The sequence below is a fragment of the Acinetobacter sp. ACNIH2 genome (assembly GCF_002934965.1).
Taxonomy (GTDB): Bacteria; Pseudomonadota; Gammaproteobacteria; order Pseudomonadales; family Moraxellaceae; genus Acinetobacter; species Acinetobacter tandoii.
In genome coordinates this window covers 3,541,654-3,568,345 of record NZ_CP026412.1, presented here as the reverse complement: position 1 = coordinate 3,568,345, position 26,692 = coordinate 3,541,654, and the positions used below count along the sequence as shown (strand labels likewise).

The window sequence follows — 26,692 nt, the reverse complement described above, 5'->3', positions numbered from 1 at the left end:
TCAAAATAAGAGATGACGATGCAGAATACTGACTCGAACACTACGTCACAATCGAATGAACCTGTCAAAAAGCCTTTTTTCGAAACCAATTTACCTTTGGTGATTGGTGCTGCCGTTTTGGTGCTCGGAAGTGGATTTATTGGCTATTCGGTCGGACATCGGCAGGGTTTAACAGTGGTTGGTTATGATGCAGATGCCGAACAACTGGTTGAAGTTGTGCAAAAGCAAAAACAAACGCTTGAAGGCTTAAACAAAAGCATGAACACCGCAGTGCAAGAGCGTGATGTTGCAGTCAGTAATTCAAATGATTTATTCACCGCACTCAATCAGGCGAAAGACAGTGAAACTCAGGCTAGAAGTTTAAGTGCACTATATCGGGAAATATTACGTCAACGTGGTGGTTTAAGCCTTACTGTACAAAATTTAAGTATTAAGCCTTTACCTGAAAATGCTTTTGAATATCAGCTAGATTTAGTACAAGTCAGCCCAAGTAAACGTAATACTTCTGGGGAAGTAGCTTTACATCTTATTCAAGGCACTGAAGTTTTGGTTGTTCCAATGGAAGATAAAAACTTTAACTTTGATGAATATGAGCGTTTGACTGGACGTTGGACAATGCCTAAAGGCTTTACCCCGCAATTTGTAGAAGTTCGTTTAACTGGAACGAATACACCTGTAATTAAACGCTTTAGTTGGGCGAAAGGGAATGCAGTTGAGTCACCATCTGCCAATATCTCTGAAATCCCTCAAGCTGAAGCGAATGCTCAATAGTTGTAAATGATCATATGCGAAATTCGAAACGCCCAATTTGTCTAAACGACATTAAAAGTAGTTTTTATCAGTCTGGTTTAGTGGACTGGCATTTTAATCCGCGTTTAGTGGATGAACCTCAGCACGATGAGCATGGGGATGTTGCTGTACAAACTGCGCCACCTGAATTAAAGCGTCCATCTTTGTATGCTGTCGTTTTAATGAACGATGATTACACCCCAATGGACTTTGTAATTGAAATTTTACAACAATACTTTGCAATGAATCTTGACCAAGCCACTCAAGTAATGTTAACAGTACATTACGAAGGTAAAGGTATTGCAGGCGTATATCCAAGAGACATCGCGGAAACCAAAGCGAACCAAGTCAATAATTACGCTCGATCTCAAGGTCATCCACTACTTTGTCAGATTGAGCCAAAAGATTAAGGGGGTTACATGCTCAGTCGTCAATTAGAAGTATCATTACGTTTGGCTGTAAGCATGGCTCGTCAAAAGAGACATGAGTTCTTAACAGTTGAGCATTTATTATTGGCATTACTGGATAATGACTCTGCTGTGAATGCATTAAAAGCATGTGGCGCAGATATCATCGTCTTACGGAAAGAATTAGAAGAATACGTAGAACAACATACTCCGAAACTTGGTGAAAACAGCGATCAGGCGCCACATCCAACTGAAAGTTTTGATCGTATTCTGCAACGTGCCATTTTCCACGTACAATCGAGTGGCGGTGACCGTACTGTAGAAGGGGCAGATATTTTAGTTGCAATGTATTCTGAACGGGATTCATTTGCAGTTTATTTATTAAAACGTCATCAAATTAACCGTTTAACCTTAACGCAATACTTGTCGCATGGTACGCGTAAAGACGAAGTGCAAGTTGAAGAAGAAGCTGAGGAATTGGATGGAGAGTCCGCATCTTCAGCCAATGCAGGTCCATTAGAGCTTTACACGACCAACCTGAATCATGAAGCACAAAAAGGTAAAACCGACCCACTGATTGGTCGTGAAAAAGAAATTGAACGTGCGGCACAAATTTTATGCCGTCGCCGTAAAAATAATCCATTATTGGTTGGCGATCCAGGTGTGGGCAAGACTTCGATTGCGGAAGGTTTAGCTTGGCTTATTGTTAATGGTAAGGCACCAAAGCCGCTTGCAAATGCTGAAATTTTTAGTCTGGACATTGGTGCATTAGTGGCTGGTACTAAGTACCGTGGAGATTTCGAAAAACGGCTAAAACAATTGTTAAATGCGTTGAAGAAAAGACCTGAGGCTGTCTTATTTATTGATGAAATTCATATGATTATTGGTGCTGGCTCAAGTATGGGGAGTACAATGGATGCATCGAATTTGATCAAACCAGCTTTGGCGAATGGATCGTTGCGTTGCATTGGTTCAACCACATTCCAAGAATATCGCCAAGTGTTTGAAAAAGATCATGCACTGTCACGTCGTTTCCAAAAAATCGATGTTAATGAGCCATCCATTTCTGAAACGATTGATATTTTACGTGGTTTAAAATCTAAATTTGAAGATTTCCACCACGTGAAATATGACGATAAAGCACTGGTTTCAGCGGTAGAGCTGTCTGCGAAATTTATCAATGATCGCTTCTTACCAGACAAAGCGATTGATGTAATTGATGAAGCAGGCGCACAGCGTCGTTTGAAAGCAGAACAAGATGAAAGCTTGATTACTGTTGAAAATATTGAAGATATTGTTTCCAAGATAGCCCGTATTCCACCAAAAACAGTATCGAAAGATGATAAAACAGTTCTGGAAAATCTTGAACGTGATTTAAAACGTGTGGTATTTGGTCAAGATGAAGCAATTGATGCATTGTCTTCTGCCATTAAGTTGTCACGCGCGGGTTTAAAATCTCCAGACAAACCTGTCGGAAGCTTTGTTTTTGCAGGCCCTACAGGGGTCGGTAAGACAGAGGTTACCAAACAGTTGGCGAAGTTGCTCGGTGTTGAACTGGTTCGTTTCGATATGTCTGAATATATGGAACGTCATGCAGTTTCACGTTTGATTGGTGCGCCTCCAGGCTATGTAGGATTTGATCAAGGTGGCTTATTAACCGATGCGATCCATAAGAATCCGCACTGTGTATTGTTACTTGATGAAATTGAGAAAGCACATCCAGATGTCTTTAATTTGTTATTACAAATTATGGATCATGGTTCTTTAACTGATAATAATGGTCGTAAATCAGATTTCCGCAATGTGATCTTGGTTTTAACCACGAATATTGGTGCAGAAAGCATTTCTCGTGTCAGTATTGGTTTTATGGAACAAGACAATAGTCGTGATAATCAGGAAGCGATGAAACGAGCATTCTCTCCAGAATTCCGTAACCGTCTGGATGGTGTGATTCAATTCAAAGCACTCCCTACGACTGTTATTGAGAGTGTGGTAGATAAATTCTTGACTGAGCTGCAAGCGCAACTCGATGATAAGAAAGTCATGCTTGAAGTCGATCAAAGTGCGCGTGAGTGGATGGCTGAACATGGTTATGACCGCCTCATGGGTGCTCGACCAATGCAAAGATTGATTCAAGAGCATTTGAAAAAACCACTTGCTGAAATGATTTTATTTGGTGAGCTGGCAGAACATGGTGGCAACGTAGCAGTTTCTGTGAAAATGGAAAATGGTGAAGCTGTTGGTTTGAAACTTGAAGTGTTTGAAGATCAAACTGCTGAACCTGCTTAATTTACTTTTTTGAAAATAACCCGTGTTTACACGGGTTATTTTTTGCTCATTTTTTAGTAGCACTCTATTTATAGTTTTCTGACGGTGACAAATATCTCTATGGATATGCCATTAATTAAAATTTTGACCACAGTTTTCTTATTTGTCCTTACAGCAATTGCTGAGATTTTAGGTTGCTATTTTCCATATTTAATTTTAAATCAAGGGCGTTCTTATTGGTTATGGATCCCAACGGCGCTCAGTCTGGCTATTTTTGTGTGGTTACTGACTTTACATCCCGCAGCTTCTGGGCGGATTTATGCTGCTTATGGAGGAATCTATATTTTCACTGCACTTATGTGGTTACGATATGTCGATCAAGTTATGCTATCAAGATGGGATGTATTGGGTGGGGTCATTGTATTGGCTGGGGCAGCAATTATTATTATGCAGCCCCAAGGACTCATTCGTTAAAGTATGTTATTCAAAATTACAGTCTGAGTTCTTTAAAGTAAGATTATAATTTTTTTGTTCTGAAGTGAGTTTAATTTGAACTTGATATGGATTTACTCTTTGGAATTGATGTTCGAAAAATTTAGGACAACTATGCACTAATGTTTTTTTCATCATTTCATGAACTTGATCATCACCAATGTCTTGGGCGAATTGTTTAAAGTCTGGCGAAGTAATTAGCCCTGATATTTCCATGCGATTTGCATATAAGCGCATTTTTTCAATCACGATGTTTTGATCAAGTTGATAGGGCATCGTACGAGAATCTTCATCACTAATATAATCTAAGATTTCATTCAGTGCAGTTGAATTTTTAACTGTGTAATTTGTATCGACGATCTTTTTCTTTAATAAATATTGATCTAAATCTGTAGGTTGTGCCAAAGCAAACATGGTGAAAGTCGTGGTGAATACACCAAGAATAATAGTTTTTAATTGCATATGTTTAATCACTTATAGACATTATGGTTTTGATTATATCGTCGCCTAAATAAAAAAAGCACCCAGAGGTGCTTTTTTTAGATGGATTTCTTAGTCTTTTTTAAGATTTTCATTTATAAGAAATTCAACCAATGCCTTTTGAGCATGTAAGCGATTTTCAGCTTCATCCCAGACTACAGCATTTAAATGGTCTAACATGGTTTCAGAAATTTCTTCACCACGATGAGCAGGTAAGCAATGCATAAATAGACAGTCTGGGTGAGCAAGATTCATTAAGCGTTCATTGACTTGGTAATCAGCAAAAGCTTTTTCACGGATTTTTTGCTCTTCTTCTTGTCCCATGCTTGCCCAGACATCGGTTACGATCAGGTCAGCATTGACGGCCGCATCTTCCGCAGAGTCAACTAATTCAACACAGTGAGCAAACTCAGATAAGAATTTTTCTTGTGGTTCATAACCTTTTGGCGCTGCAATCTTTAATTTAAAACCCCACATATGTGCAGCTTCGATGTAAGAATTACACATGTTATTACCATCACCAATCCAAGCGACGGTTTTGCCTTCGATTGAACCACGATGTTCAAGGAAAGTCTGCATGTCCGCAAGTAATTGGCATGGATGATGGTCATCTGTCAAAGCATTAATTACAGGGACTTTTGAATAAGAAGCAAAACGTTCAACAATATCGTGCCCAAAAGTTCGGATCATCACAATATCTAACATGCTTGAAATAACACGTGCTGAATCTTCAATAGGTTCACCACGGCCAAGCTGAGTATCACGTGGAGATAAGAATATTGCGCTACCACCAAATTGGCTCATGCCTGCTTCAAACGACACGCGTGTTCGGGTGCTCGATTTTTCAAAAATCATGCCCATAACTTTACCAACAAAAGGTTGAAAAATTTCGTTGTCGTGCTGTTTTCGTTTCAATTCGATTGCACGATGCAAAATTTGATTGAGTTCTAAAGTTGATAAATCGCGTAAAGTAAGAAAGTGACGTAGAGCCATGGTTACTCCACAATAATTGCTGTTTCAAGTACAACAATTAGTTGTTGGTTGGTTAAAAGAAAAGACTAACAGTTATATACTAAAAATGTTAGGAAATGCAAAAAAACTAGACTTTTTGATGACCTTCTAAGAAGCGATCGACACAATAATGAATATATTTTAAGTTTTCTTGCTCATTTTCCTGCACATAGATATTCATGAGCACTTGCCATTCTAAATTACGCACGATGCCAAAAAAGAGTTGTGCAGAATATTCAGGTTCTTCACATGTAATGAGTCCAAGTTCATTGGCTTTTGTTAATATACAAGCAATTGCATTTTGAATATGTTTTGGACCCTGTTCATGGATATGTTGAGCAAGCTGCTTACTACGCTGGGTTTGTTCCATGATAAGACGAAAAAAAGAAGCATTTTCAGGTAAGACGAGATGGATTTGTAAATTCAGTAAAGTCTGGATGAGGTAGTTGCGTAAGTCATCTTTCTCAATATTGAAGGGCATACAAATATCTCTTTGTACACGACAAAAAAAGACAACTCATTGAAATAATGGCATAATACTTGTTTTCTGACGACGAATATGATGACACATTTCAATGAGTTACATCTCATCTTAAACAAATATCTAAAGTGGAACAAGTCACGTGTAAAATGTTTTACACTGATTATGCTGGCATTAATTGTAAAACAGACATGTAATCTTTCTTCTGCATCTAAAGCCTTACCCATCACGTGCTTACCACAATCATTTTATCGACGTATACAACGCTTCTTTGCAGATCAGTATTTCGATTATCGTCAAATTTCTCAGTTAATTTTCAATATATTTTCATTCGATAAAGTCCAATTAACTTTGGATAGAACCAACTGGAAATGGGGAAAACGAGATATCAATATCTTGATGTTAGCCATCGTCTATCGTGGAATAGCGATACCTATTGTTTGGACATTGCTCAATAAACGTGGAAATTCAGATACAAAAGAGCGTATTGCTTTGATTCAACGCTTTATCTCCATTTTTGGTAAAGATCGTATTGTGAATGTGTTCGCAGACAGAGAATTTATCGGTGAGAAATGGTTTACATGGTTAATTGAAAATGACATTAACTTCTGTATACGTGTTAAAAAAACTTTATTGTGACCAATCACTTAGCCAAGAATCATAAAATTAGTGATTTATTTCGTCATCTTCAAGTTGGTCAAACAGAATGTCGTAAACGACGTATTTGGGTTGGTCGAGTGAAACTGTATATTAGTGCGCTACGATTAGAAGATGGAGAACTTTTACTTGTTGTTTCTCCTATGTTTAATGCTTCTGCTATTGGTGATTATGCATTACGCTGGGAAATCGAAACCTTATTTAGTTGTCTCAAAGGACGTGGATTCAATCTTGAAAATACTCGTTTAACAGACCCTAGACGAGTCAAGAAATTGATAGCAGTGCTAGCGATCGGTTTCTGTTGGTGCTATTTAACAGGTGAATGGCAACATGATCGAAAAAAAGCGATAAAACTAAAGAAGCATGGACGACTTTCAGTAAGTTTATTTCGCTACGGTTTGGACTATGTTCAGATGGCTATTCTACGTTTGATTGGTTTTGGAAAAAAAGAAGAATTTAAGAAAGTGCTAGCAATTTTAAGAAAGAAAAAGCCTGATAGGACAAGGGCCCTATGAAATTTGTCGTGTACAGAGCAAATATCTTTAAAAAATTGCTCACGACGATAGTCACAGATTGCAGTAAATAGACCTTCTTTATTCCCGAAATATTTGTAGATAGAGGCTTTGGAGCCACCAGCATGATTGACGATGTCATCTAATGAAACAGCATCATAGCCATGTTTTAAGAACAAGTCGTTTGCACTCAATAAAAGCGCAAGACAACGCTCATGACCACGTTTGGTATGTGGCACGTCGCGTGCAATAGGTTCTAAATCTGCTATATCATGCATGTTTCTGAAAAGTATCTTTAAAAATCACTTGAAATTATAGCAAAAGTTTGTACAAATTTATTTAATCCATAGTATTTATATGTATTTCTGCTGTTATGAGATTAATTAATAACACTATATTTATCTATTGTTGTAATGCATTCACTTTTAGATTGGATCAATCATAACATGGAGTAATGTTTCTCCATGTTATTTAAGGTGTTGTGGCTTAGTGACTTAAGCTTATTGTGCAATAACTTTAACTAAAATGGTTTGGCTTTCTTCAAAGTCATCTTGAATTTGTTTGCGCTGCAACTCTTTACTTTTCACTTTGAAATCTCGATTTTGAAAGTGAATAACTAATGGGATTTGATCAAAATATTGACCATCGACATCTAATTCTTCTTCAAACAGTGGTGTGCCAAGTTGGTAATCTTTACTTTTTAAAACCACATATTTGACGGTTGTTTTCATTGTAATCTCTACCTTTGTTTCTATGCTTTATTTTTAGTTGTATCAGTTTTTAAGCATAGAATAAACCGTTATGCTTAGGGTTTGATTACGAATTGGACAAATAACACCTAAATAAGCTCATGAGGCATTATGGGGAAATTATGCTCAAGCAATGTTGTAATGAATTAGAGCGGCAGCAGCTCAAAATAGCATTCATAGAAAGTGCCAGTTCTGGTTTTTTGTGCAGCCAATTTTCGATTTATAAACATAGTGGTGCAGAAATATTATTGGGTGGTTTGGTTTGTTACGATCCAAGCATTAAGCTACAAGTGTTGCATCTTGATCCAAAATTAATTGAACAGTATACAGCGGAGTCTGCAGAAGTTACGCAGGCATTGGCAAAGACCGGACAGAAACTATTTACACATGCTGATGTGATTGTCGCGTGTACAGGTTTGTTAAAACCTGGTGGAAGTGCAACAGCAGAAAAGCCAGAAGGAACTTTTTTTATAACCATCCTATTTGCTGGAAAATTATATGATTACCGTTATTTGATTACAGGCACACCATTACAAAGGTTAAATGAACTAACAGAAAAAGTTGCTACGTCGGTTTTGTTATTAATTACGACAGACTGAAAATTATCTCATGAATAAAAAAGAGTGTGATGTTTGATTAATAATGTTTCTTTTTTGTCTATAAATGTCAAAAAATGTCACACTTTTGGGTTGTAAATGTAGTTTAAACATGTCTAAATAGAACTACCTCTTAAGAAATGGGGGTGGGGTATGAAAGCTTTAGAATTATTAATAACGTCATCGTCGGTTGTGATGTTGATGATAGTAGTTTATGCCTTTGGGCAAATGATGCATTAATGACTTTGAAAATATCATCTTATTTTTAAAAGTTAGATAAACCCTAGTTTTATAACTAGGGTTTATGCTGTGAGCGATGAAAATGAATGCTTTTCTTTAGCTCCACCAATAACGCAAAATATGAAAAAAAATCGGCGCTGAGAAACAGATTGAATCTATACGGTCTAACATGCCACCATGGCCATGAATTAATTGCCCCCAGTCTTTGACACCGCGATCTCTTTTGATCGCAGACATGACCAGACCGCCAAAGAAGCCAAAGATACACACAATTAAACCAATGAGAGCTGCCTGCCAATAACTAAAAGGTGTTAGCCATTTCATAAGTATGCCGAGACAGGTTGCCAGAAAAATACCGCCTAAAAGCCCTTCAATGGTTTTAGATGGTGAAAGTATCGGAGCAACTTTATGTTTTCCAAATAGTTTACCGCAGACATATTGCAGTACATCAGAGGCTTGTACCACAATAATTAACCAAATGGCGAGCCAGATTTTTTCACCTTGAAAGCCAGGTAATTTTAAATTGATGAGGGCTGGTACGTGCGAAATACAAAACACACAAACCATGAGTCCCCATTGAATTTTGGCACTTCGTTCTAAGAAATGTTTGGTATCTTCCTGTTTCAAGCTAGCGATTGGGATTAACAGAAAAACATACAATGGAATAAAAATGGAATATAGACCGTACCAATCGATATAGACCAAATAATATTGATAAGGAATAACAAAATAGAAAGCGATTAATAGCGGAAAATAATCACCACGTCGGGTCGGCAATAAGCTAATGAATTCTCTGAGTGCAAAAAGTGAGATAATTGCAAAAAGTAAAATAAAAGTAACTTTTCCCATTAATATCGCTGTAGCAAGCACAATGAGCATGACCCACCAAGCATTGATACGTGCGTTTAAATTATCAATGACAGGTGAAATTTGCTGAGCAGTCCGTTTCTTTAAGATCCAACCAACGGTTGAAGCAAAGACCAATATTCCAGTAAAAATTGCAAAGAGCAAATAGGTTTGCTGTAAGTTGGTTGCTGTCATTGGAACTCAACCTCTTTCAATTCTAATAATGCTTTCTGTGCTTGTAATAAGAAGTCATTTTTATCTGTATGGGCTGTGAATGTTAATGGAGCACCAAAAATCACAGTCGATAATAAGGGTAATGGGACTAAAGCTCCTTTAGGCATAACACGTTTAAGATTCGAAATCCAAACAGGAATAACTTCAACATCTGGAAATTGTTGACTTAAATGATAAAGCCCGCTTTTAAAGGGTAATAGTTCGACATCATCATTTAAGTTACGCGTTCCTTCGGGGAAGAAAATAATAGAGTCACCTTGCTGAAGTACTTTTTTAATCGGTTCAAGTGGGTCTGATTGACCATTATGGCTTCTTTGAATCGTCACCCCTGTAAAGGTGTCATGAATCAGAAAGCGTCGAAAGCCATCTTTCAGCCAATAATCTGATGCGGCTATAGGGCGGGTTTTGCGGCGTATAGGCGTTGGTAGTGACGACCATAATAATATAAAGTCAATATGACTATTATGATTGGCATAATAAATTCGCTGCTTGGTAGCAGGCTTGCAACCAACCCATCGACTACGTGCACCTGTTAACAGTCGTGCACTACGACGGGTTAAAAAAGCAATAAAACGTGCCAGTGACTGAGAAAGAAAATGGGCTTTATGATCGGTTTCAGTTGAGGAAGAATTTGTACTTTGCATAACGTCACCGAGTTTTATTTTTGTTGTAATAAAAATATCATGAGCGATATTAAAACGATATATTGGCATAAGACCAGAAATACATGAAGCTTAAATAAGCGCATACAGCCTTGAATACGAATATCCCAGCTACGCTGACATTTTTCAGTAGGAATGAGTCCTAACTCGAGTAAACTCTGGTCAAGTATTTGCGTTTTCTGAACGATAGATTGTGCATCTTCAATGTGCCCAGAGTTAGTCCCTATCAAACTTAACAGCTCGGCATCGAACTTAATTCGAATACTCAGATAATGTTGAAGTAGACATAAAATAAAAATAACGATGAGCGATAGATAGACACCAATCGACTGCCAAGCGTAAAAAAAATAGCAAAGCACGGAAAGTGTAAATGCAATATAACCTGCAATACGAATGCCATCTGTATTTTGTAGTAACTTGGCGACAAGCAGTAATTTCATGTCTTGACCTGCTGTAAATATTGTTTTTGATAGGTATCTATCGCTGCGAGTTGCTGGGAATTCAGTACAATCCAAGGTCGAGCCTGACGAATGATTTGAATGGCATCATCAACTTGATGAGCATGTCCAGTTTGGAGCAACCATGCAGCAAGGATACTGCTACTGCGTGAATATCCTAAGGCACAAAAAATCAGAACTTTCGTATTGCCGTATTGTGAAGACAGCAATTGATTCAATGCTTGTACGGCAAGATTTAGCTGTTGTGCTTGTAAGGGAACGAGATCAAGACTTAGATATTGCTGATAATCATATGGTGGTTTTAAAGGCAGTTCTGCGCAACAGTCAAATAAACTATCATACTGCTGCATGTTTTGAATTGAAGGAATTCTGCCTAGAAAAATCTGAGTATTCTCTTTGGTCAGAATTAAAGAATCGTTGGGATGTGTTCTGGTCCAGAGACGGCTATTGAGCTTTGCTAAAAGAAAATAAGGTGCAAATAAAACCCACGCTGCAATGCTGATCGTGCCATCGGGTTGTTTCTGAAAAAAATGTCGACGATTCAGGCTATAAGCGCAAGCAACCAAGAATAAACTGCTTGCGGGATAAGCCAACCAGAGCATCCATCCTTTAAAAAACACAGCTAAAAATGCGAGAAGGAGTGCGGCAATAAGATAATAACTAGCTAATTTAAAATGCTTTAAAGTTCGTTGCTGTACTTTTTGTGTTTGTAATGGAGATGATGCATACAACGGAAACAACCACAAACAGAATGCACCAATCCAAATGCCAGTCGGAATATCAATAAAATGATGCTGCCATGTGGTTAGTACCGATACACCAATGAGAAAACTCCAAAGATCGACAAACCAGCGATAAGAGGAAGGTACATGTCGACGATAAAAATCCCACAAGATCATTAATAGGACAATATGTAAGGATGGGGCTTGATTAAATGGTTTATCAAAACCCATGAGAATATCAAACCAAACACCAAAGAAGCCTTGTAGTTCGGGGCGCTCAAAACTGAATTTCAGTGGAAATAATAAAAAACAGCCAATAGAAATCAGTTGTGCGCTGAAAAGTCGAAACACATGCTGTTTGAGTTCAAATTTATTCCAGCACAGCAGCAGTGAAAGTCCATAAAATAAGTCGATTGACCAATAAGGAACAATTGTCCATGGCCATAGCGGAATATATTTTTCCCAAGTGAACACAATGCTTGGAACATAATTTAGCCCCGCAGCATAATGATTGGCAAAGCCGTAACTTAAAAAGAAAAAAGGGGCAAGAAATAACAGACAGAGTATTCCCCATTTCCATGTACCTGCCTGATGTATGAGTGCCTGCATAGAATGTTACGGCTCGATCTTTTGCGCGACAGAAACCGTAAAAATGCCGAACTCATCAATACATTGATCAATTTTCTTAAATCCAGCTTGTTCGACTAAAGCATCCATCTCTGCCTGTGAACGTAAGCGCATGACCCATGCTTCACCTTGACGATGTGAAGTGAGTGCGCGGGCAATAAACTCTTGCTGTGGATGCCAAATTTGTCCCGTATAAATCAGATAGCCATCTTTGAGCATGGCTTTATATAGTCCAGTTAGAGATTGACGTAATAAATCATTATCACTAAACAACTCATAGAGTCCTGAAACAACAGCTAAGGTTGCTTTGGGTTTAATGTTTGCGAGAGATGCTGTATCAAAGGCATCGGCTTGAACAAAAGTTGCAATTTCGTTTAGGCCTCTTTCTTGAATGAGTGCTTGTCCAGCTTTAACATTGAGTTCGCTATAATCACGTAGCAGAATAGATTCTGGTTGTCTAGGTAATTGTGCAACTGCATCTAAAATATAACGCCCATGTCCAGCCGCAATATCTAAGATACGAACTGGTTTACGTTTTTTAGCCAACAATGCGGCATATTTTTCCAGTAGAGATTCGATATTCTGTTTACGAGCTCGAATGCCACGCCAGCCAATCGCATTTAAATACTGTTGATCAATGACTTTACCCAGTAAATTTTGGCTTTCTGATTGATTGCGATAGACAAAGTCTAGGGTACTGCCAGAGTCGTAACCCGTTTGTTCACCAATTTTAAGGCCTTTAGAAAACTGACTACCAAATTTGAGTTGACGTTGAGTCAAATCCCAAAACAGTTTTTTAAGAGATGTTTTTGGTAGTGCTTGACTGAACTGTTCAGCAGTTGAGCAACTTGCGCCAATTTTATCGGCATTTAAAACGTCTGGCATATCATAAGGATGTGCAAAACATTGTTGAATAAAGCGACGGACTTTTTTAACGGCAATCTCGCGGTTTTGTTCCCCTAAAGTATCGTGAAAAAAGCCTTCTAAAACATGAAATTCTTTATTTGGATGTGCCAAACGTTCATAAAAGTCGCGTTGCGGTTTTTGCTGCACCACAAAGTCGGCACCTGAACATAGGACTTGAGTGGGTACATAGATATTTTGGGCATCTTTAACCAACCGTTCGGCAGCATCATATAGTCCCAGTAACATACGTACAGAAATGGCTTTGGCAATTTTCGGGTCATGATCATACTGCTGGGCACGGTCTAAATCATGCGTCAGCATTTTGGCTTTGACATAACTTTGGATAAAGAAATTGCCGCGTAATTTATTCAGTAACGTTAAACCTTGTTTGGCAAAGGGTACATACAACTTAATGTCAAAGGCAGGCGATGCTAAACATAAGGCACGAATTTTAGGTGCATAGTCATGTACCCATGTCGCTGCTAATACAGCTCCGACACTTTGAGCAACTATTGCAATATTTTCAGGTGGGATGGCATAGGTCTGTTCAATATGCTGAACAAAATATTGAATGTCTTTCACACAAGCCGAAAAACTGGGTGCATCGCCACGTTCACCAGGTGATTCACCATGACCGCGTGCATCCCATGCAAAAAAATCAAAATCAGGCAGGTCTAGCTCTTCCACCAAATGCGCCATACGACCCGAATGTTCATGCCCACGATGAAACATCACAATGGCTTTTTTCTCTGGGTTGTGCGATGAGGCCCAATGTTGATAGAACAAGGATGTGCCATCATGGCTGGTGAAATGTTGCTGACTATTGTTATAAGGCATTCTTTATTGTCCTAATGATCAATTAATTTGAAGTCTTTTCAATTGCATTACGTATACGCTTATAGATCGTAATCACGAGTAAAAGTGTAATGATTGCTAATAACCCATTACTTATTAATTCTTGTAGCTTAAAAGTGATATGTGCTGAAAAATATTGGCTGAGTACGTAAAAGACGGCTAACACACTAAACCAGAATGCACGGTCGCTCTTTCCCATAGGGCCATCATAACGGCGCTCTTGCCCAATCACAGGTGCCATGACTCCTGCGTATTCACTGAGGATGGCTAAGAATACAACGCCTAACAATAAGGGTGCAGATATACAGCCTAAAACGATAAAGCACAAATATAGCGCCGTGTCTGAAATCACATCACACAATTCATTTAGATAAGCACCTAATTGTGATTGTTGATTAAATTCGCGTGCCAACATGCCATCAATTGCATTAAATGCCATCCGTATAAGCATCCAGATTGGAACAAGTAAAAAAAATGCGGCATTTGCCATCGGTTGCGCGTGGAATGTGTAAGCCAAGAAACTTGCGATCAGCAAAGAAATCAACATTGCAAACAAAGTTACCTGATTTGCAGTAATACCATGTTGATATAAGCGACGAACAAAAGGTCGTAAAAAATTCTGAAAAGCTGGTTTAAGCTGATAAATAGAAGGCATTGGCTTTTTTAAGTATCGTATTTTGCTTGAATTGTACCCATTTCAGGAAGTTGAATTCAAGCTAGATGAATTTCGAAACTAATAGCCTAAGTGGAATTCACATTTTAATTATGAAATGCCTATAATTACGCGGTTTATTTCAATTGTAGAAGCAAGATGACGCCAGCCTGCAAATTATTAAAAAGCAAAAAAGTTGACTTTTCTATTCATGAATATGAGCATGATGCCAATGCGAAAAGTTTTGGTTTAGAAGCAGCAGAAAAGCTGAGCTTAAAAGTAGAGGAAGTGTTTAAAACACTTTTAGTCACCGATGATAAGAGCTATTACGTTGCAATTTTACCTGTACATCATTTACTAAACTTAAAAAAAGTGGCAACAGCAGTCGGGGCAAAAAAACTGCATATGGCCGATCCTAAAGATGCCGAGCGTTTAACAGGCTATTTGGTTGGAGGCATTAGTCCAATTGGACAAAAGAAAAGACTTAAAACTGTAATTGATAAAAGTGCTCAAACCCTGACCAAGATTTACGTGAGTGGTGGAAAACGCGGTTTGGATATTGGTTTAGCGCCACAAGACCTGAGTGAAGTTTTAGGCGCTATTTTTGCAGATGTTGTTGATGAATAATCATACATTAAAGGGAGATGTAAATATTATTTAATGATCTGATTTGTTTAGATAAAGTCAGAATGATAATATGCGCGACCTTAATCAGTAGCGAACAGGGATGAAGTAAGATGGGGAAATTTTGGATTATAGCAACGCTATGCATGAGTCTTTTGCCTTTATGGGGGTGTTCTGTAGCACCTGTAACAGCGCCACCACCACCAGTTGCCATGATACCTATTCATGATTCAGATGTTATGACTCGACAATTTACGACATCACTGGCCGATTTAACTCCAGTTGCACATAGTACCCGACCTTCCGCCGTGATCTTTTTTAATAAAGGTGTGAATGCAGAAAAATTTAACAAAGCGCTGTGTAAGGGATTTGTACAATTAGAAACAGCTCAAGATGTTGAATCCAATCAAGGCGTCGCTATTGAGAATCAGGTTGTAACCAAAGTTCCTGTAACAACGGATTTGTCACAAAATACTCGTGATTGCGATTTAATTTTAAGAGTATATGACTATAATCTTGCGGAAAGTGAATTGGTTAAGCTTAATCCTAAGTTGCTCTATTCAACGGGTCCTTTTATCGCCGTATACAATCCTAACTCTTCTCAGATAGATCAGATTATTGATTTAAGAGGCACTTCTACTACCGATTTGGAAAAATTCGGAAGAAATTGGAGTTCTATATTTACTCAGGCAGCTCAGCAATATGAGCAGGCGAATTCAAACATAGCAAATTCAGATGAAGCCAAAGAATTTAATATTTGGTTGTTCGTTCGAGATTTATTTCAAGCTTCGGTATGTGCTACAGATCCAAATTTGATCTACATTTTTAATGAGCCTGCTGGAAAAATAGCAGATATTGTTTGTAAAGGGACGAAATCATAAGTTTTTAAAAGCACTGTAGCCCATCATCAGATGGGCTTTTTTGTGCGGTTTGCTTCGTATGTCAAGATCGCGTAGTATGTAAGTCCAAAGTTGGATACGCTTTGATATCCATTCTACATGCTTTGCTGATGTAAATATTATAAGTTCATAGGCACAATGCCGCTTTATAGAATAAACTCCAAACTCCCCGAATGGTCTTATTTATGAAATACTTTTTGTTTGCAAAGGCTCAATATATGAGTAATTAAATTGATTTTTTTAAATGGCTGGACGACAGCAAGAGCTATAAATGGCGATGAAATACGTGTGAAAATTATCCCTCTCAAGCGCAAACAAAGTAATTTATCTGGTGTGAGCTGGGTCGAAGTGGGTAAACAGGTTGAATTTGAGTCTGGCGAAAAATGCGCTCTTAATCTCGATGGCAAATCGTTTTATACTGAGTTGAACAAGCTTTACAAGTTAAAGAGTTAAATCAGCTATCATTTCGTCAATAAAACGTATATATTTATACATACTAGAAGAATAATTTTATTGTGTTTACTGATTTTATTGTGTTGTTGATTTTCATCCTTCATTGTATTAAAGGTTTATGTTAAATAAATTATTTTCTATTCTCAGCTTAATCTTATAGGAAATATCTTATGTCTAATTTAACGACTGGTACTGTAAAGTGGTTCAACGAAACTAAAGGTTTTGGTTTTATCGCTGCTGACAATGGTGAAGATGTATTCGCACATTTCAGCGAAATTCAAACCAACGGTTTTAAAACTTTGCAAGAAGGTCAACGAGTACAATTCACTGTAACTGCAGGGAAAAAAGGTGCTCAAGCTAGCGGCATCACAGCAATCTAAGTCTGACTTAGTTGTTTTTGTCAAAAAAAGCTCGCATTAAGCGGGCTTTTTTCTTGCCTAATTCAATAGGTAAAACTCAACTGTTTTAATGCAAATATAGTGAATTATTAATGAATACGTTATTTATTTAAAATAAAGTTTGCTTTATTGCGCATTAGGGCGTATAAAGTCAACTCGTTGATGCGGGATGGAGCAGTCTGGTAGCTCGTCGGGCTCATAACCCGAAGGTCGTTGGTTCAAATCCAGCTCCCGCTACCAACGAGAAAAGATTCAAAGTTTATAGCCCAGTCTTCTTAGATTGGGTTTTTTTATGCCTATTTGATTTGGACTTTGGGTGAGATATCCGAAAATACATGCATGATTAATATTGGGTTGAAAAAGAAAACCATAAAAAAAGCATATAGCCACGCTTTGAATATTTGAAGAATAATGATAAACCAGAAACAGAAAATTATTATTTCGTTACTTATTAATGACTAAGTTGTTTAGCATTGAGCTGTTTCATCATATGTTAGGTTTTTTATAACTGGTTATTTGATGTAAATTCAGGTACAAGTAAGCAAGGCATATAGTAGAACAATAGAGGATAAATACGTGGATGATTTAAGTTTAGAAATTTTAGACCAAACCTTAGATAAGTACGAAGCGAAAGGCAAAAAAATTAAGAAAATTCGGATTGGATATAAGCTCTATGCGAAATTTATGGCAGATCAAAAGTTTGCAGATGAAGTCATTAATTCAGCGCTAGACCCTGATAAGCGTTCGTATAGAGGCGTAAGAGTTAAAATTACCCATGATGATGAAGAGTTAACATTTTTAATGAAAAATTAATCAGTTCTTGTGAGCTAATTTTTGAACCTACTCAATATGCAGTAGGTTTTTTATTATCAGTGTATTAGAAATCCAGAGATCAATACTAACTTTACACAAAGTTACTTAGTGTTAAATAAAAGAAACAAAAACCAAGAGAATGTTGATTGTTTTGAGTGATTTTTGATCAAAATTATTTCATATCGTGTCATTTTTACTCAGCTATTGTGTTTTTGATTAGGCTAAAAGCTGTACATAACAATAATTTGAGGAGCATAAATGCTGAAATTTCATGATGATGTGATACTGGGTGCAATTTTTGATATGGATGGAACAATGTTTGATACTGAACGTCTTCGGTTTCAAACATTGAAACAGGCATCTCAAGAACTGATTGGGCAATCATTTTCCAATGAGTATTTAATGGCATGTTTAGGCTTAAGTGCCAAAACTGCACATGCTTTGGCACAGGAAACTTATGGAGTAGATATTCCTTATGCGGAAATCCGTAAACGTGCCGATGAATTGGAATTAGAATCTGTACGGAGCTGTGGCGTTCCTATTAAAAAAGGATTGGTTCAAGTTTTGGAACGCTTAAGAAAGTCAGGTTTGCGTATGGCAGTTGCAACATCTAGTCGCCGTGCGATTGCTGAAGAATATCTGATTAATGCGAATGTGTATAAATTCTTTGATGTGGTGGTGTGTGGTGATGAGGTGGAGAAAGGTAAGCCTCATCCTGAAATTTTTCTAAATGCTTCGGAACAGCTGAATCTTAACCCTGAACATTGTTTAATGTTTGAAGATTCGGAAAATGGCGTGACTTCAGCATTTGAAGCCAAAGGTATTACGGTTTTATTGAAAGATATTAAACCCGCAAATGCCAATATGCGAGCCAAAGCGAATTATTATTATCAGTGTATGTATGACTGTTTGGCAGATTTAGATGTTTTTACGGACAAACAGGATTTACCTCAATTACAAGAATCTTTTCCGCAAACGCTGAATCAATTGACTGTGGGTATTCATGGTTTTGGGGCAATTGGTGGTGGTTATTTAGCACAAATCTTGTCGCATTGGGATGGCTACACGCGACCTAAGCGTATCTTAGCTTCGACGCGCAATGCTTTGTTTCGTGAGGCGGTAAACGCTTTTGGTGGTTACTGCATTCGCTATGGACAAATCTCTTATGATGAGTCAATTCAAAATATGACCGTCATTGATGCAGATGATGAAGCACAAATGACGGAGATGTATGTTGAATCTAGTTTGATCGCCGTATGTTTGCCTGAAAGTGCCTTAGCACACGAAGTTAAGATGATTGCTAAAGGATTGTATGAGCGCCATACACATCAAGCAGGTCAAGCTAAAGAACCGCTGACCTTTTTGATTATCTTGAACAAGGTCAATGCCAAACAACTTTTCCTTGATTATTTACGACAAGCCTTAAATGAACTCACCAGTGTGGCCATTACCGAGCAGATTCTACAACAGCATTATTTTTGCGATACCGTAGTCAACCGTATGGTGTCGAAACTAAGCCAGAAAAATCTATATCGTCAACTGAAAATTAAATACAACATTTTTAAACAGTTTCAGGAAGAAGTCGAAACTGAAAATGCTGATTTAGATGAAAGCATTCAGTTAGATTCGACCCAAGAGCATCAAGCTGCTGTGTATATTGAAGATTTGCGCCGTAATTTCCAACCGAGTCATATTTTACAAAGTATGGATTTAATCCTGTTTCATGCAGAATTGGATATGCCAATTTATGTGGAAAACCAAAGCCCTTTACTCAGTAAAATGCGACAAATGGTTTTGGTCGATGATATTTCCGAGATTCAGTTGATTAAGAACCGTTTGTGGAACGGAACCCATGCCATGTTGGCGTGGTATGCCCACTTGCTTAGATATGAAACAATTGGGATTGCTATGGGGGATGCACGTATTCAGTTGTTTAGTCAGAATCTCTTGAATCAAGTAAAGTCTGGTTTGTTTCAGCAACTTCCACATCGGGGAGCTGATTTAAACCGTTTAGCGCAGAGTTTTATCGACTCCTGTAAATTTGCCTTTAAAGACCCTTGTTCACGGGTAGCGCGAGATCCCTTACGTAAACTGAAGTCAGGTGAACGGGTTTTATCTTCTATTCAGCAGCAAATCTTGAGTGGACAAGCCTATGATCAATTGATTGCGGGTGCAGTATTGGGTTATGCCTATGCTATTTTGCATGATCAGATAGCTATAGATGATGTAATGAGAGCGATGCAAAATGAAGTAGAAAACATGTTGCTTAGCATTCCACAGCAACAAGCGTTACTGATGCAATTAAAGCGTGGTTTAGCTGATCTGCTTCAGCATCCAGATCAGTTTGATCCTAAACGAATTTCAATTCATTCAAGTGATACGTCTGCCGTTTGTGCATAATTTGAATCATTTTCAGCACAAGTTGAATATTTATAAACTTTGCCTTGCATGAGTCTGGCAAAGAACGTGTTTTAATATCACTTTGCAGTTTAAAGTGATATTAAACGTGTTTTTAGATCACATTTGTCATGTTGTTCCCACAATTCGCCGTGATTATCCTGAATGGCATCATGGTCGCGAGCACTATGCACTGTGGTATATTGAAATTCAAAATCCAGACTTGATTTTGTATCTTAATCAAGTCAAAGATTATTTCTCCGAATATTTGTTATTTCCCAATACACGTCAGTTTCATATCACATTGTTTATTTGTGGTTTTTTAGCACAAGATCAAGCCATTTTTGATGATGACTTCACGCAGCAGCAATTCCAACAACAATATGCGCAGTTGAAGTTAAGCCGACCAGAAAAATTTAAACTGAAAATAGGTGCTCTGAATAGTTTCAGTAGTGCTTTATATCTTGAAGTCATTGATACAGACTCGGCTTTAGAGCAAATCAGAGTGCACTGTGCGCAGTTTAGTGATGAAGTTGCGGCATTAAGCTATTGCCCACATATTACTGTGGGTCTATATAACGCTGCGTATCCCAGCCAAAGTATTCTAGACAAAATCGCTACATTTCCTGCTCAGCAGTTTGAAATTGACATTAGCCAGATCAAGTTTGGTTATTATCATGCCCAAGTCTTACAAGGTCCTTTACATACTCTACAGAACATTTCATTAGGTGACGTATGTTGCAACTCATATTAGGGGGTGCTCGTTCAGGTAAAAGTCGTTTGGCTGAACAGATTGCACAAGATTCGGGGCTTAAGGTGCACTACGTGGCAACCGCTCAGGCTTTAGATGTTGAAATGCAGCAACGTATTCAACATCATCAATCACAACGTCCATCACATTGGCAACTCAGCGAAGAGCCGCTGTATTTGGCCGATTGTTTGCAGCGTATAGATGCGCCAGAACAACTGATCTTAGTGGATTGTCTGACTTTATGGATGACTAATCTCTTATTGGCAGATGATCAAAACTTATTGGCACAGCAGATGCAAAAATTACTCGACGTTTTACCAACTTTATCTTCCACAATTATTCTGGTGAGTAATGAAACAGGTTTAGGCGTTGTGCCTATGGGAGAGTTAAGCCGTAAGTTTGTGGATGAATCGGGGCGACTTCATCAACAACTGGCTCAACTTGCCGATAAAGTACTGTTTTGTGTGGCGGGATTATCAATGCAATTAAAAGGAGACAAATCATGAGCTGGTGGTTAGAGGCGTGTCAACAACCGAATGATGCAGCGAAACAACGTGCAGAAGCGCGCCAATTACAACTCACCAAGCCTACCGGTTCTTTGTCTGAGTTAGAACATATCGCAATTTTATTAGCAAGTTTGCAGAATAAAGATCAACCCGATATTCAAGCGCCGTGGATTAGTATTTTTGCTGGCGATCATGGGGTGATGGAAGAGAATATTTCGGCTTATCCTCAAGCAGTGACCCGTCAAATGTTACTAAATTTCACCACGGGTGGTGCCTGTATTAGTGTCATTGCCAAGGAATATGCTGCGACTTTACAAGTGATTGACTGTGGTACGGTGGGAGATACTTATCAATATCCACACGTAGAAACCCATTGTATTGCTCCAGGCACAGCCAACTTTGCCAAACAGCCTGCAATGACTGAAGCACAATGTATTGCAGCCATGCATTTGGGTAAGCAAAGCGTAGAAAGTGCCATAAAGGAAAAAGCCTCTATTTATGTTGCGGGTGAAATGGGCATAGGCAATACCTGTTCGGCTTCCGCTCTGGCATGTATGTTACTCAATGAAGCGGCAGAACAACTTACAGGTGTCGGTACAGGCATTCGTGCAGAACAGTTAGCACATAAAAAACAAGTGATTGATCGTGCTGTGGCATTACATCGTGAATATGTGCAGCAGGATGCCTTTAAAGCACTTTGTGCAGTAGGTGGTTTAGAAATTGCCGCGATGGTCGGTGCATATATCCGTTGTGCGCAATTAGGTCTACCAATGGTTGTTGATGGCTTTATTAGTACGGCTGCTGCACTGGTTGCAGTCAAACTGAATTCTGCGGTACGTGAATGGATGCTGTTCGGACATCAGTCTGCTGAATATGGGCATCAACGCTTATTGCAAGAGTTAAACGCAGAACCAATTTTAAAACTGAATTTACGTTTGGGTGAAGCCAGTGGTGCAGGTGCAGCACTCGGCATTATTAAACTGGCATGTCATTTACATAATCAAATGGCGACATTTGCAGAAGCCGCCGTGATTGGTGAGAAAATTTAGGAAATCTGCTATGCATTTAAAGATTGATCTACTACGACATGGCGAAAGTGAACTGAGTCATACCCTACGTGGTTCACTGGATGATGCGCTGACGGCTCAAGGTTGGCAACAGATGCTCAGTAGTATCGATCAATCGCAAACGCAGTCTCTATCTCAGTCTCAGCACTGGGATGTGGTCTTTTCCTCACCCTTACAGCGTTGTCGTATATTTGCGGAACACATCGTGAAAGAGCAGGATATACCGTTAATTTTAGATGAAAGTCTGCAAGAAATGCATTTTGGCGATTGGGAAGGGCAGTCGATACAACAGCTATATGAACAATTTCCTGAAACTTTGGCAGATTTCTGGCAAAAACCAACGCAGACTACACTTCCCAATGCGGAAACTATGCATCAGTTTCATCTCCGAGTCAGTACAGCGATGTCGAACATACAGCAGCGGATGCAGCTCAATGGTTGGCAATCGGCATTGGTGATCACACATGGCGGCGTAATTAAACTGTTAAAATGTATGGTGTTACGGCAACCCTTGGATGATGTGTTGAAAATGTCGGCTGAATTGGGGCAACTCAATTCTTTTCATTGGGATGCGGCTACACAGGTGCTGGCTTTAAAGGAGTTAATATGACTCCATTTCTGATTGCTTTACAGTTCTTGACTACGTTACGAATTCAACTTAAAGAAATGCCGACGGCTGAGCAGAATGCAAACTCGATTTTATTTTATCCTTTAGTGGGGCTGATTATCGGGCTGATCTTATATGTCGTGGCGCTGTTGTTGTCTGGATTGCCTATAGTTCTACTCTCAAGTTTAATTCTGGTGCTTTGGATTTGGTTAACAGGAGGTTTACATCTCGATGGATTGGCGGATACTGCTGATGCATGGGTCGGAGGTTTTGGAGACAAGGAGCGCACACTACGTATTATGAAAGACCCGAGTTGTGGACCAATTGGGGTTTTAAGTTTAATTATTGTCTGCGTATTAAAATGGGCTGCCTTATATGTATTGCTAGAGCAGAAAGCAGCACTGGCTTTATTACTTTTTCCCGCGCTTGGGCGAACTATCCCTTTGGCACTCTTTGTGAGTACACCGTATGTGCGTTCCAATGGATTAGGTTCGAGTATTGCAGCACATTTGCATAAGCGCCGTGTCTATTGGGTCATTGGCTTGAGTCTAAGCCTTGTTATGTATTTCTTAGGCTTAGGTCTGCTTACAGCACTGGCATGGGTTTTAACATTTATCCATCTACGGACTAAGTTCCTGCAACGTCTAGGAGGCATTACAGGAGATACCATTGGTGCCAGTATAGAGCTGAGCGAAACAGTTTGTTTACTGGCGTTCGTCATTGGTCTGAGTTATCTACCGATAGATACACTGTTTTAAGGATTCTTGATCCAAAAATTAGCCTAAGCAACGTAATACCAGATGAATTAAGCTCGGGCCGAGGATCACCATAAATACACCTGCTAAAATCATAGTTAGGGAAGCAATTACACCTTCTTCATGATGACGCATGAATGCTTTACTGGTACCAAAGCCGTGTGCTGCATTGCCTAGCGAAGCGCCTTGTGCAAAGGCAGAGTTTAGTTTTAACAGTAGTAAAACAGTATCTCCCAAAAGTACGCCTGCAATCCCTGTAATCATTGTAAATAAAATCACCAGTTCAACTGAGCCGCCAATATGCGCGGTGAGTTCCATGGCAAAAGGGGTAGAGATAGAGCGTGACATGAGGCTATAAGTGGTTTGGCTGTCAAAATGAAACAGTTTTGCTAAATAAAAGGCACTTATTACACCAGCACTCATTCCAATCACAATACCCAGACTAATTGAAAACAGATGTTCGCGAATCAGTTGACGATATTCATAGATAGGGATGGCAAAGGCGATGGTTGCAGGTCCAAGCATCCAAACAATCCAGTGGTTATCGGTCATGTAGGTATCATAGGAGATATGGAATCCCAGTAAGATTAAAATCAGCACAAAAGGAACGAGCATGGCAGGGGACAGCAACATATAGGGATAACGACGATAGAGTTTTTTCGCCAAAACGTACCCGATAATGGTTGTAATGAAACAAAATAGCGCCGTGAAGTTCATGAGTGTGCTTCCAATTTGGCTTTATGATGATTATGTTTTTGCTGAAGTTTACGTTCTAACTTAAAACCAAAATGAACACTGTATGCGGTCATTACCATAACGCAGACGGTTCCAAGTACAACTGCGAGAATGAGCTGCCAGCCTTGTGTGATAAAGAGTTGTTTATATTTGACTAAGCCCACGACACAGGGGATAAACATCAACACCAATTCGGCAAGAATGAAATCTGCCCCTGATTTAATCCACACCAATTTCATGATGCCTGACATCAGGGCAAATAGAAGCAGAATGAGTCCAATCACGCCCGCAGAAATTGGAAGATGAAAAAATTGCTGAATAAAAGAACCAACCCACCAGAGTCCAATTAAAAATAGCAATTGAGCGGTGACTTTTAGGAGATTGTGAATTTTTGATGCATAAGGAGAGGACATGATACAAACAGGTTTAAACAACATGAGGGTATTTTAAAATTGACCTGTCGTATGGATTATGAATAATAAAATAATAATTATGCAAATATGGAATATTGGGTGTGGATATTAAAAGTCTACAAGTTTTTGTCACTCTTGTTGAAACGCAGAGTTTCACTTTAGCCGCTGAACAGCTAAATTTAACCCAACCGACCATTAGTAAAGCGATGCGCAGTCTAGAAGAACAATTAGGCGTTATGCTGCTGCATAAAGGGGAGGCAGGACGCAAACGCGGCGTAGCTTTGACCTATGTGGGACAACAAGTGTATGAACACGCTTTAATTATTCTGAATGAACAGCAACGTATTTTTGATACGGTGACACAAGTCAGAGGTTTAAAGAAAGGTAAGCTGACGATTGGTCTACCACCTTTGGCAGCTATGATGCTGAGTACCGTGATTGCCAAATTTCATAGTCAATATCCGCATATCGAGTTGAACTTTCTGGAAGTCGGAGCGACAGGTATTGAGGAGGCTATTTTACGTAAAGAGGTTGATGCTGGGGTGGTGATGGGAGAGCTAAAACCTTTACTGAGTGGATTTGAAATTATCAACTCACCGATTTGTCTACTGGCAAAGAAAAGCTCACATTGGCGTAAAAAACAAGAAATTAAATTGATTGAACTCAAGGAGGAATCTTTTTTACTGTACGCCAATACATTTACGCTAAACAACGTGATTATTCAGGCGGCGCAGTCTGTAGGTTTTGAGCCCAAAGTGGCATGTCGGAGTAGTCAATGGGATTTTATTGCTAAGCTGGTGGAGTCGAATGTGGGAATTGCATTATTGCCACAAGCCTATTGTGAGCGACTAAATAGAGAAGAGTTTCATATTGCTTTACTGGCAGAGCCGAAGATCAATTGGAACTTAAAAATGGCATGGAACAGTACTGTTGCGATGACACCAGCAACACGCGCTTGGTTAAATATTATTGAAAATAATCTGGAAAGTATTCATTTTTAGTTGAAGAAAAAAACTATATCAATGATGTCCCAAGCTAGAATCCGTATATTTATTGGCTAAAATGATTCTAGGGAATCTACATCAAAGATTATTCATTATCACCTCAAGCGAATTTGCAAGGTGGGTTTGCATAAAATTTATACAAAATTGCTCTTGAATAATTTATAAATAAATATATTATAAAAACATATATTGTTTTAAGTGGAACGCAGAAAATGCATGACTATCTAACCGCTTTTATCGGTGGGACACTACTTGGTGTATCCGCCGTGGGTTATTTGTGGGTCAATGGTCGTATTGCAGGAATTAGCGGCCTAATTTCACAAGTCCTTAGCCCGAAAACCTTATTCAGTACACCCGCAATTTGGTTCTTATTGGGACTCATTATCGTACCATTTGCATATGGGGCATTTATGCAACCGCAGATTCAGATTGAAAGTTCACCGTTCATTATGATTTTAGCGGGTTTGTTGGTTGGATTTGGTACGCGACTCGGTTCTGGATGTACCAGTGGTCACGGTATTTGCGGGATTAGCCGTTTATCGAAACGATCACTCATTGCAACAGCAACCTTTATGCTTACGGGCGCTGCGACTGTATTTGTAATGCGTCATATTTTGGGAGCATAA

General features: G+C 38.8%; 31 protein-coding genes, 1 tRNA gene and 1 pseudogene. 20 read left to right on the top strand and 13 right to left on the bottom strand.

Translation table 11 applies throughout. From position 1 onward, the window contains the following. The first annotated feature begins 18 nt into the window (after window positions 1–18). The 4 genes from C3F34_RS17020 to C3F34_RS17005 all read left to right on the top strand — a co-directional run bounded on the left by C3F34_RS17020 (window position 19) and on the right by C3F34_RS17005 (window position 3,938). Complete coding sequence (locus C3F34_RS17020; RefSeq protein WP_044738477.1) at window positions 19–771, top strand: DUF6776 family protein; 753 nt, start codon at window positions 19–21, stop codon at window positions 769–771. A 14-nt stretch (window positions 772–785) separates the two neighbouring features. After that, window positions 786–1,199, top strand: coding sequence for an ATP-dependent Clp protease adapter ClpS (gene clpS, locus C3F34_RS17015; RefSeq protein ID WP_016167810.1), 414 nt, complete (start codon window positions 786–788; stop codon window positions 1,197–1,199). Window positions 1,200–1,208: 9 nt separating this feature from the next. Beyond that, a complete protein-coding gene (gene clpA / locus C3F34_RS17010; protein WP_016167811.1) occupies window positions 1,209–3,485 on the top strand; it encodes an ATP-dependent Clp protease ATP-binding subunit ClpA in 2,277 nt (758 codons plus the stop codon). Window positions 3,486–3,584: 99 nt separating this feature from the next. Then, window positions 3,585–3,938, top strand: a complete 354-nt coding sequence (locus C3F34_RS17005) for a YnfA family protein (protein ID WP_044738478.1) — start codon at window positions 3,585–3,587, stop codon at window positions 3,936–3,938. A 6-nt stretch (window positions 3,939–3,944) separates the two neighbouring features. Here C3F34_RS17005 and C3F34_RS17000 read toward each other — a convergent pair whose 3' ends face one another. The 3 genes from C3F34_RS17000 to C3F34_RS16990 form a co-directional block, all read right to left on the bottom strand. Beyond that, window positions 3,945–4,418, bottom strand: a complete 474-nt coding sequence (locus C3F34_RS17000) for a hypothetical protein (RefSeq protein WP_016167813.1) — start codon at window positions 4,416–4,418, stop codon at window positions 3,945–3,947. Between the two features lie 90 nt (window positions 4,419–4,508). Beyond that, window positions 4,509–5,429, bottom strand: coding sequence for an ornithine carbamoyltransferase (gene argF / locus C3F34_RS16995; RefSeq protein WP_016167814.1), 921 nt, complete (start codon window positions 5,427–5,429; stop codon window positions 4,509–4,511). A 106-nt stretch (window positions 5,430–5,535) separates the two neighbouring features. After that, entirely contained in the window at window positions 5,536–5,928 is a 393-nt protein-coding gene (locus tag C3F34_RS16990) for a TetR/AcrR family transcriptional regulator C-terminal domain-containing protein (RefSeq protein ID WP_158654370.1), read from the bottom strand. 81 nt (window positions 5,929–6,009) lie between these two features. Between C3F34_RS16990 and C3F34_RS16985 the strand changes: the two genes are divergently transcribed. Beyond that, window positions 6,010–7,100, top strand: a protein-coding gene (locus C3F34_RS16985; RefSeq protein ID WP_104442269.1) for an IS4 family transposase whose coding sequence is annotated in 2 segments (ribosomal slippage) — window positions 6,010–6,550 and window positions 6,550–7,100 — 1,092 coding nt in all. Because the reading frame shifts where the segments join, the coding sequence is not laid out codon by codon here. A gap of 17 nt (window positions 7,101–7,117) precedes the next feature. Here the strand turns inward: C3F34_RS16985 and C3F34_RS16980 are convergent. Further along, window positions 7,118–7,375: pseudogene (locus C3F34_RS16980) on the bottom strand (TetR/AcrR family transcriptional regulator); the annotation flags it as partial. Window positions 7,376–7,597: 222 nt separating this feature from the next. After that, the gene (locus C3F34_RS16975) at window positions 7,598–7,828 is read right to left on the bottom strand and encodes a hypothetical protein (RefSeq protein WP_044738480.1); all 231 of its coding nucleotides are present in this window, start codon (window positions 7,826–7,828) and stop codon (window positions 7,598–7,600) included. 140 nt (window positions 7,829–7,968) lie between these two features. Here C3F34_RS16975 and C3F34_RS16970 point away from each other — a divergent pair, with 140 nt between their 5' ends. Continuing rightward, window positions 7,969–8,445 carry a CinA family protein gene (locus C3F34_RS16970; RefSeq protein ID WP_035302324.1) on the top strand — a complete coding sequence of 159 codons (477 nt, stop codon included), beginning with the start codon at window positions 7,969–7,971 and terminating at the stop codon, window positions 8,443–8,445. Between the two features lie 333 nt (window positions 8,446–8,778). On the opposite strand, the gene C3F34_RS16965 is transcribed toward C3F34_RS16970, so the two are convergent. From C3F34_RS16965 to C3F34_RS16940, 6 genes are read right to left on the bottom strand one after another with little or no spacing between them, the layout of a single operon-like run. After that, entirely contained in the window at window positions 8,779–9,723 is a 945-nt protein-coding gene (locus tag C3F34_RS16965; protein WP_044738482.1) for a phosphatidate cytidylyltransferase, read from the bottom strand. After that, complete coding sequence (locus C3F34_RS16960) at window positions 9,720–10,406, bottom strand: lysophospholipid acyltransferase family protein (RefSeq protein ID WP_104442171.1); 687 nt, start codon at window positions 10,404–10,406, stop codon at window positions 9,720–9,722. The genes C3F34_RS16965 and C3F34_RS16960 overlap by 4 nt, the downstream gene beginning before the upstream one ends. A gap of 14 nt (window positions 10,407–10,420) precedes the next feature. Beyond that, on the bottom strand, window positions 10,421–10,864 hold the full coding sequence (locus C3F34_RS16955; RefSeq protein WP_104442170.1) for a hypothetical protein: 444 nt from the start codon (window positions 10,862–10,864) through the stop codon (window positions 10,421–10,423). After that, window positions 10,861–12,213, bottom strand: a complete 1,353-nt coding sequence (locus C3F34_RS16950; protein WP_104442169.1) for a phosphatase PAP2/dual specificity phosphatase family protein — start codon at window positions 12,211–12,213, stop codon at window positions 10,861–10,863. Before C3F34_RS16950 ends, C3F34_RS16955 begins: the two co-directional genes overlap by 4 nt. A gap of 6 nt (window positions 12,214–12,219) precedes the next feature. Further along, entirely contained in the window at window positions 12,220–13,974 is a 1,755-nt protein-coding gene (locus C3F34_RS16945) for a bifunctional alpha/beta hydrolase/class I SAM-dependent methyltransferase (protein WP_104442168.1), read from the bottom strand. A gap of 22 nt (window positions 13,975–13,996) precedes the next feature. Beyond that, the gene (locus C3F34_RS16940; protein ID WP_044738487.1) at window positions 13,997–14,647 is read right to left on the bottom strand and encodes a CDP-alcohol phosphatidyltransferase family protein; all 651 of its coding nucleotides are present in this window, start codon (window positions 14,645–14,647) and stop codon (window positions 13,997–13,999) included. Between the two features lie 156 nt (window positions 14,648–14,803). Between C3F34_RS16940 and ybaK the strand changes: the two genes are divergently transcribed. The 12 genes from ybaK (at window position 14,804) to C3F34_RS16880 (ending at window position 23,917) form a co-directional block, all read left to right on the top strand. Continuing rightward, window positions 14,804–15,271, top strand: a complete 468-nt coding sequence (ybaK, locus tag C3F34_RS16935) for a Cys-tRNA(Pro) deacylase (protein WP_044738488.1) — start codon at window positions 14,804–14,806, stop codon at window positions 15,269–15,271. Between the two features lie 110 nt (window positions 15,272–15,381). Continuing rightward, window positions 15,382–16,149 carry a hypothetical protein gene (locus C3F34_RS16930; RefSeq protein ID WP_104442167.1) on the top strand — a complete coding sequence of 256 codons (768 nt, stop codon included), beginning with the start codon at window positions 15,382–15,384 and terminating at the stop codon, window positions 16,147–16,149. Between the two features lie 249 nt (window positions 16,150–16,398). Beyond that, window positions 16,399–16,620 (top strand): transposase, encoded by a 222-nt coding sequence (locus C3F34_RS16925; RefSeq protein ID WP_104442166.1) that lies wholly within the window; start codon window positions 16,399–16,401, stop codon window positions 16,618–16,620. 170 nt (window positions 16,621–16,790) lie between these two features. Continuing rightward, window positions 16,791–17,000 carry a cold-shock protein gene (locus tag C3F34_RS16920; protein ID WP_016167826.1) on the top strand — a complete coding sequence of 70 codons (210 nt, stop codon included), beginning with the start codon at window positions 16,791–16,793 and terminating at the stop codon, window positions 16,998–17,000. Window positions 17,001–17,181: 181 nt separating this feature from the next. Then, window positions 17,182–17,258 (top strand) — tRNA-Met (locus C3F34_RS16915). A gap of 336 nt (window positions 17,259–17,594) precedes the next feature. Further along, on the top strand, window positions 17,595–17,831 hold the full coding sequence (locus C3F34_RS16910; protein WP_016167907.1) for a hypothetical protein: 237 nt from the start codon (window positions 17,595–17,597) through the stop codon (window positions 17,829–17,831). A 258-nt stretch (window positions 17,832–18,089) separates the two neighbouring features. Beyond that, entirely contained in the window at window positions 18,090–20,231 is a 2,142-nt protein-coding gene (gene mtlD, locus C3F34_RS16905) for a bifunctional mannitol-1-phosphate dehydrogenase/phosphatase (RefSeq protein ID WP_044740637.1), read from the top strand. A gap of 106 nt (window positions 20,232–20,337) precedes the next feature. Further along, entirely contained in the window at window positions 20,338–20,982 is a 645-nt protein-coding gene (locus C3F34_RS16900) for a 2'-5' RNA ligase family protein (protein WP_044740638.1), read from the top strand. Beyond that, window positions 20,964–21,485 (top strand): bifunctional adenosylcobinamide kinase/adenosylcobinamide-phosphate guanylyltransferase, encoded by a 522-nt coding sequence (gene cobU, locus C3F34_RS16895; RefSeq protein ID WP_044740639.1) that lies wholly within the window; start codon window positions 20,964–20,966, stop codon window positions 21,483–21,485. The genes C3F34_RS16900 and cobU overlap by 19 nt, the downstream gene beginning before the upstream one ends. After that, window positions 21,482–22,534, top strand: a complete 1,053-nt coding sequence (cobT, locus tag C3F34_RS16890) for a nicotinate-nucleotide--dimethylbenzimidazole phosphoribosyltransferase (RefSeq protein ID WP_044740640.1) — start codon at window positions 21,482–21,484, stop codon at window positions 22,532–22,534. Before cobU ends, cobT begins: the two co-directional genes overlap by 4 nt. Before the next feature lie 10 nt (window positions 22,535–22,544). Continuing rightward, window positions 22,545–23,162, top strand: coding sequence for a histidine phosphatase family protein (locus C3F34_RS16885; protein WP_104442165.1), 618 nt, complete (start codon window positions 22,545–22,547; stop codon window positions 23,160–23,162). After that, window positions 23,159–23,917, top strand: a complete 759-nt coding sequence (locus C3F34_RS16880) for an adenosylcobinamide-GDP ribazoletransferase (protein WP_104442164.1) — start codon at window positions 23,159–23,161, stop codon at window positions 23,915–23,917. The genes C3F34_RS16885 and C3F34_RS16880 overlap by 4 nt, the downstream gene beginning before the upstream one ends. Window positions 23,918–23,935: 18 nt before the next feature. On the opposite strand, the gene C3F34_RS16875 is transcribed toward C3F34_RS16880, so the two are convergent. Both C3F34_RS16875 and C3F34_RS16870 read right to left on the bottom strand, forming a co-directional pair. Next, window positions 23,936–24,631: an LrgB family protein gene (locus C3F34_RS16875; protein ID WP_104442163.1), complete on the bottom strand. Its 696-nt coding sequence runs from the start codon at window positions 24,629–24,631 to the stop codon at window positions 23,936–23,938. Beyond that, entirely contained in the window at window positions 24,628–25,062 is a 435-nt protein-coding gene (locus tag C3F34_RS16870; RefSeq protein ID WP_104442162.1) for a CidA/LrgA family protein, read from the bottom strand. Before C3F34_RS16870 ends, C3F34_RS16875 begins: the two co-directional genes overlap by 4 nt. A gap of 101 nt (window positions 25,063–25,163) precedes the next feature. On the opposite strand from C3F34_RS16870, the gene C3F34_RS16865 reads away from it, so the two are divergent. Together C3F34_RS16865 and C3F34_RS16860 are read left to right on the top strand one after the other, a co-directional pair. Next, a complete protein-coding gene (locus tag C3F34_RS16865) occupies window positions 25,164–26,063 on the top strand; it encodes a LysR family transcriptional regulator (RefSeq protein WP_044740645.1) in 900 nt (299 codons plus the stop codon). 215 nt (window positions 26,064–26,278) lie between these two features. Then, window positions 26,279–26,692, top strand: a complete 414-nt coding sequence (locus C3F34_RS16860) for a YeeE/YedE family protein (RefSeq protein ID WP_104442161.1) — start codon at window positions 26,279–26,281, stop codon at window positions 26,690–26,692.

What these genes read in the sequence shown, in the direction of transcription:
- C3F34_RS17020 (WP_044738477.1), top strand. Translation starts at nt 19, where the DNA reads ATGCAGAATACTGACTCGAACACTACGTCACAATCGAATGAACCTGTC.
- clpS (WP_016167810.1), top strand. Translation starts at nt 786, where the DNA reads ATGCGAAATTCGAAACGCCCAATTTGTCTAAACGACATTAAAAGTAGT.
- clpA (WP_016167811.1), top strand. Translation starts at nt 1,209, where the DNA reads ATGCTCAGTCGTCAATTAGAAGTATCATTACGTTTGGCTGTAAGCATG.
- C3F34_RS17005 (WP_044738478.1), top strand. Translation starts at nt 3,585, where the DNA reads ATGGATATGCCATTAATTAAAATTTTGACCACAGTTTTCTTATTTGTC.
- C3F34_RS17000 (WP_016167813.1), bottom strand. Translation starts at nt 4,418, where the DNA reads ATGCAATTAAAAACTATTATTCTTGGTGTATTCACCACGACTTTCACC.
- argF (WP_016167814.1), bottom strand. Translation starts at nt 5,429, where the DNA reads ATGGCTCTACGTCACTTTCTTACTTTACGCGATTTATCAACTTTAGAA.
- C3F34_RS16990 (WP_158654370.1), bottom strand. Translation starts at nt 5,928, where the DNA reads ATGCCCTTCAATATTGAGAAAGATGACTTACGCAACTACCTCATCCAG.
- C3F34_RS16975 (WP_044738480.1), bottom strand. Translation starts at nt 7,828, where the DNA reads ATGAAAACAACCGTCAAATATGTGGTTTTAAAAAGTAAAGATTACCAA.
- C3F34_RS16970 (WP_035302324.1), top strand. Translation starts at nt 7,969, where the DNA reads ATGCTCAAGCAATGTTGTAATGAATTAGAGCGGCAGCAGCTCAAAATA.
- C3F34_RS16965 (WP_044738482.1), bottom strand. Translation starts at nt 9,723, where the DNA reads ATGACAGCAACCAACTTACAGCAAACCTATTTGCTCTTTGCAATTTTT.
- C3F34_RS16960 (WP_104442171.1), bottom strand. Translation starts at nt 10,406, where the DNA reads ATGCAAAGTACAAATTCTTCCTCAACTGAAACCGATCATAAAGCCCAT.
- C3F34_RS16955 (WP_104442170.1), bottom strand. Translation starts at nt 10,864, where the DNA reads ATGAAATTACTGCTTGTCGCCAAGTTACTACAAAATACAGATGGCATT.
- C3F34_RS16950 (WP_104442169.1), bottom strand. Translation starts at nt 12,213, where the DNA reads ATGCAGGCACTCATACATCAGGCAGGTACATGGAAATGGGGAATACTC.
- C3F34_RS16945 (WP_104442168.1), bottom strand. Translation starts at nt 13,974, where the DNA reads ATGCCTTATAACAATAGTCAGCAACATTTCACCAGCCATGATGGCACA.
- C3F34_RS16940 (WP_044738487.1), bottom strand. Translation starts at nt 14,647, where the DNA reads ATGCCTTCTATTTATCAGCTTAAACCAGCTTTTCAGAATTTTTTACGA.
- ybaK (WP_044738488.1), top strand. Translation starts at nt 14,804, where the DNA reads ATGACGCCAGCCTGCAAATTATTAAAAAGCAAAAAAGTTGACTTTTCT.
- C3F34_RS16930 (WP_104442167.1), top strand. Translation starts at nt 15,382, where the DNA reads ATGGGGAAATTTTGGATTATAGCAACGCTATGCATGAGTCTTTTGCCT.
- C3F34_RS16920 (WP_016167826.1), top strand. Translation starts at nt 16,791, where the DNA reads ATGTCTAATTTAACGACTGGTACTGTAAAGTGGTTCAACGAAACTAAA.
- mtlD (WP_044740637.1), top strand. Translation starts at nt 18,090, where the DNA reads ATGCTGAAATTTCATGATGATGTGATACTGGGTGCAATTTTTGATATG.
- cobU (WP_044740639.1), top strand. Translation starts at nt 20,964, where the DNA reads ATGTTGCAACTCATATTAGGGGGTGCTCGTTCAGGTAAAAGTCGTTTG.
- cobT (WP_044740640.1), top strand. Translation starts at nt 21,482, where the DNA reads ATGAGCTGGTGGTTAGAGGCGTGTCAACAACCGAATGATGCAGCGAAA.
- C3F34_RS16885 (WP_104442165.1), top strand. Translation starts at nt 22,545, where the DNA reads ATGCATTTAAAGATTGATCTACTACGACATGGCGAAAGTGAACTGAGT.
- C3F34_RS16880 (WP_104442164.1), top strand. Translation starts at nt 23,159, where the DNA reads ATGACTCCATTTCTGATTGCTTTACAGTTCTTGACTACGTTACGAATT.
- C3F34_RS16875 (WP_104442163.1), bottom strand. Translation starts at nt 24,631, where the DNA reads ATGAACTTCACGGCGCTATTTTGTTTCATTACAACCATTATCGGGTAC.
- C3F34_RS16870 (WP_104442162.1), bottom strand. Translation starts at nt 25,062, where the DNA reads ATGTCCTCTCCTTATGCATCAAAAATTCACAATCTCCTAAAAGTCACC.
- C3F34_RS16860 (WP_104442161.1), top strand. Translation starts at nt 26,279, where the DNA reads ATGCATGACTATCTAACCGCTTTTATCGGTGGGACACTACTTGGTGTA.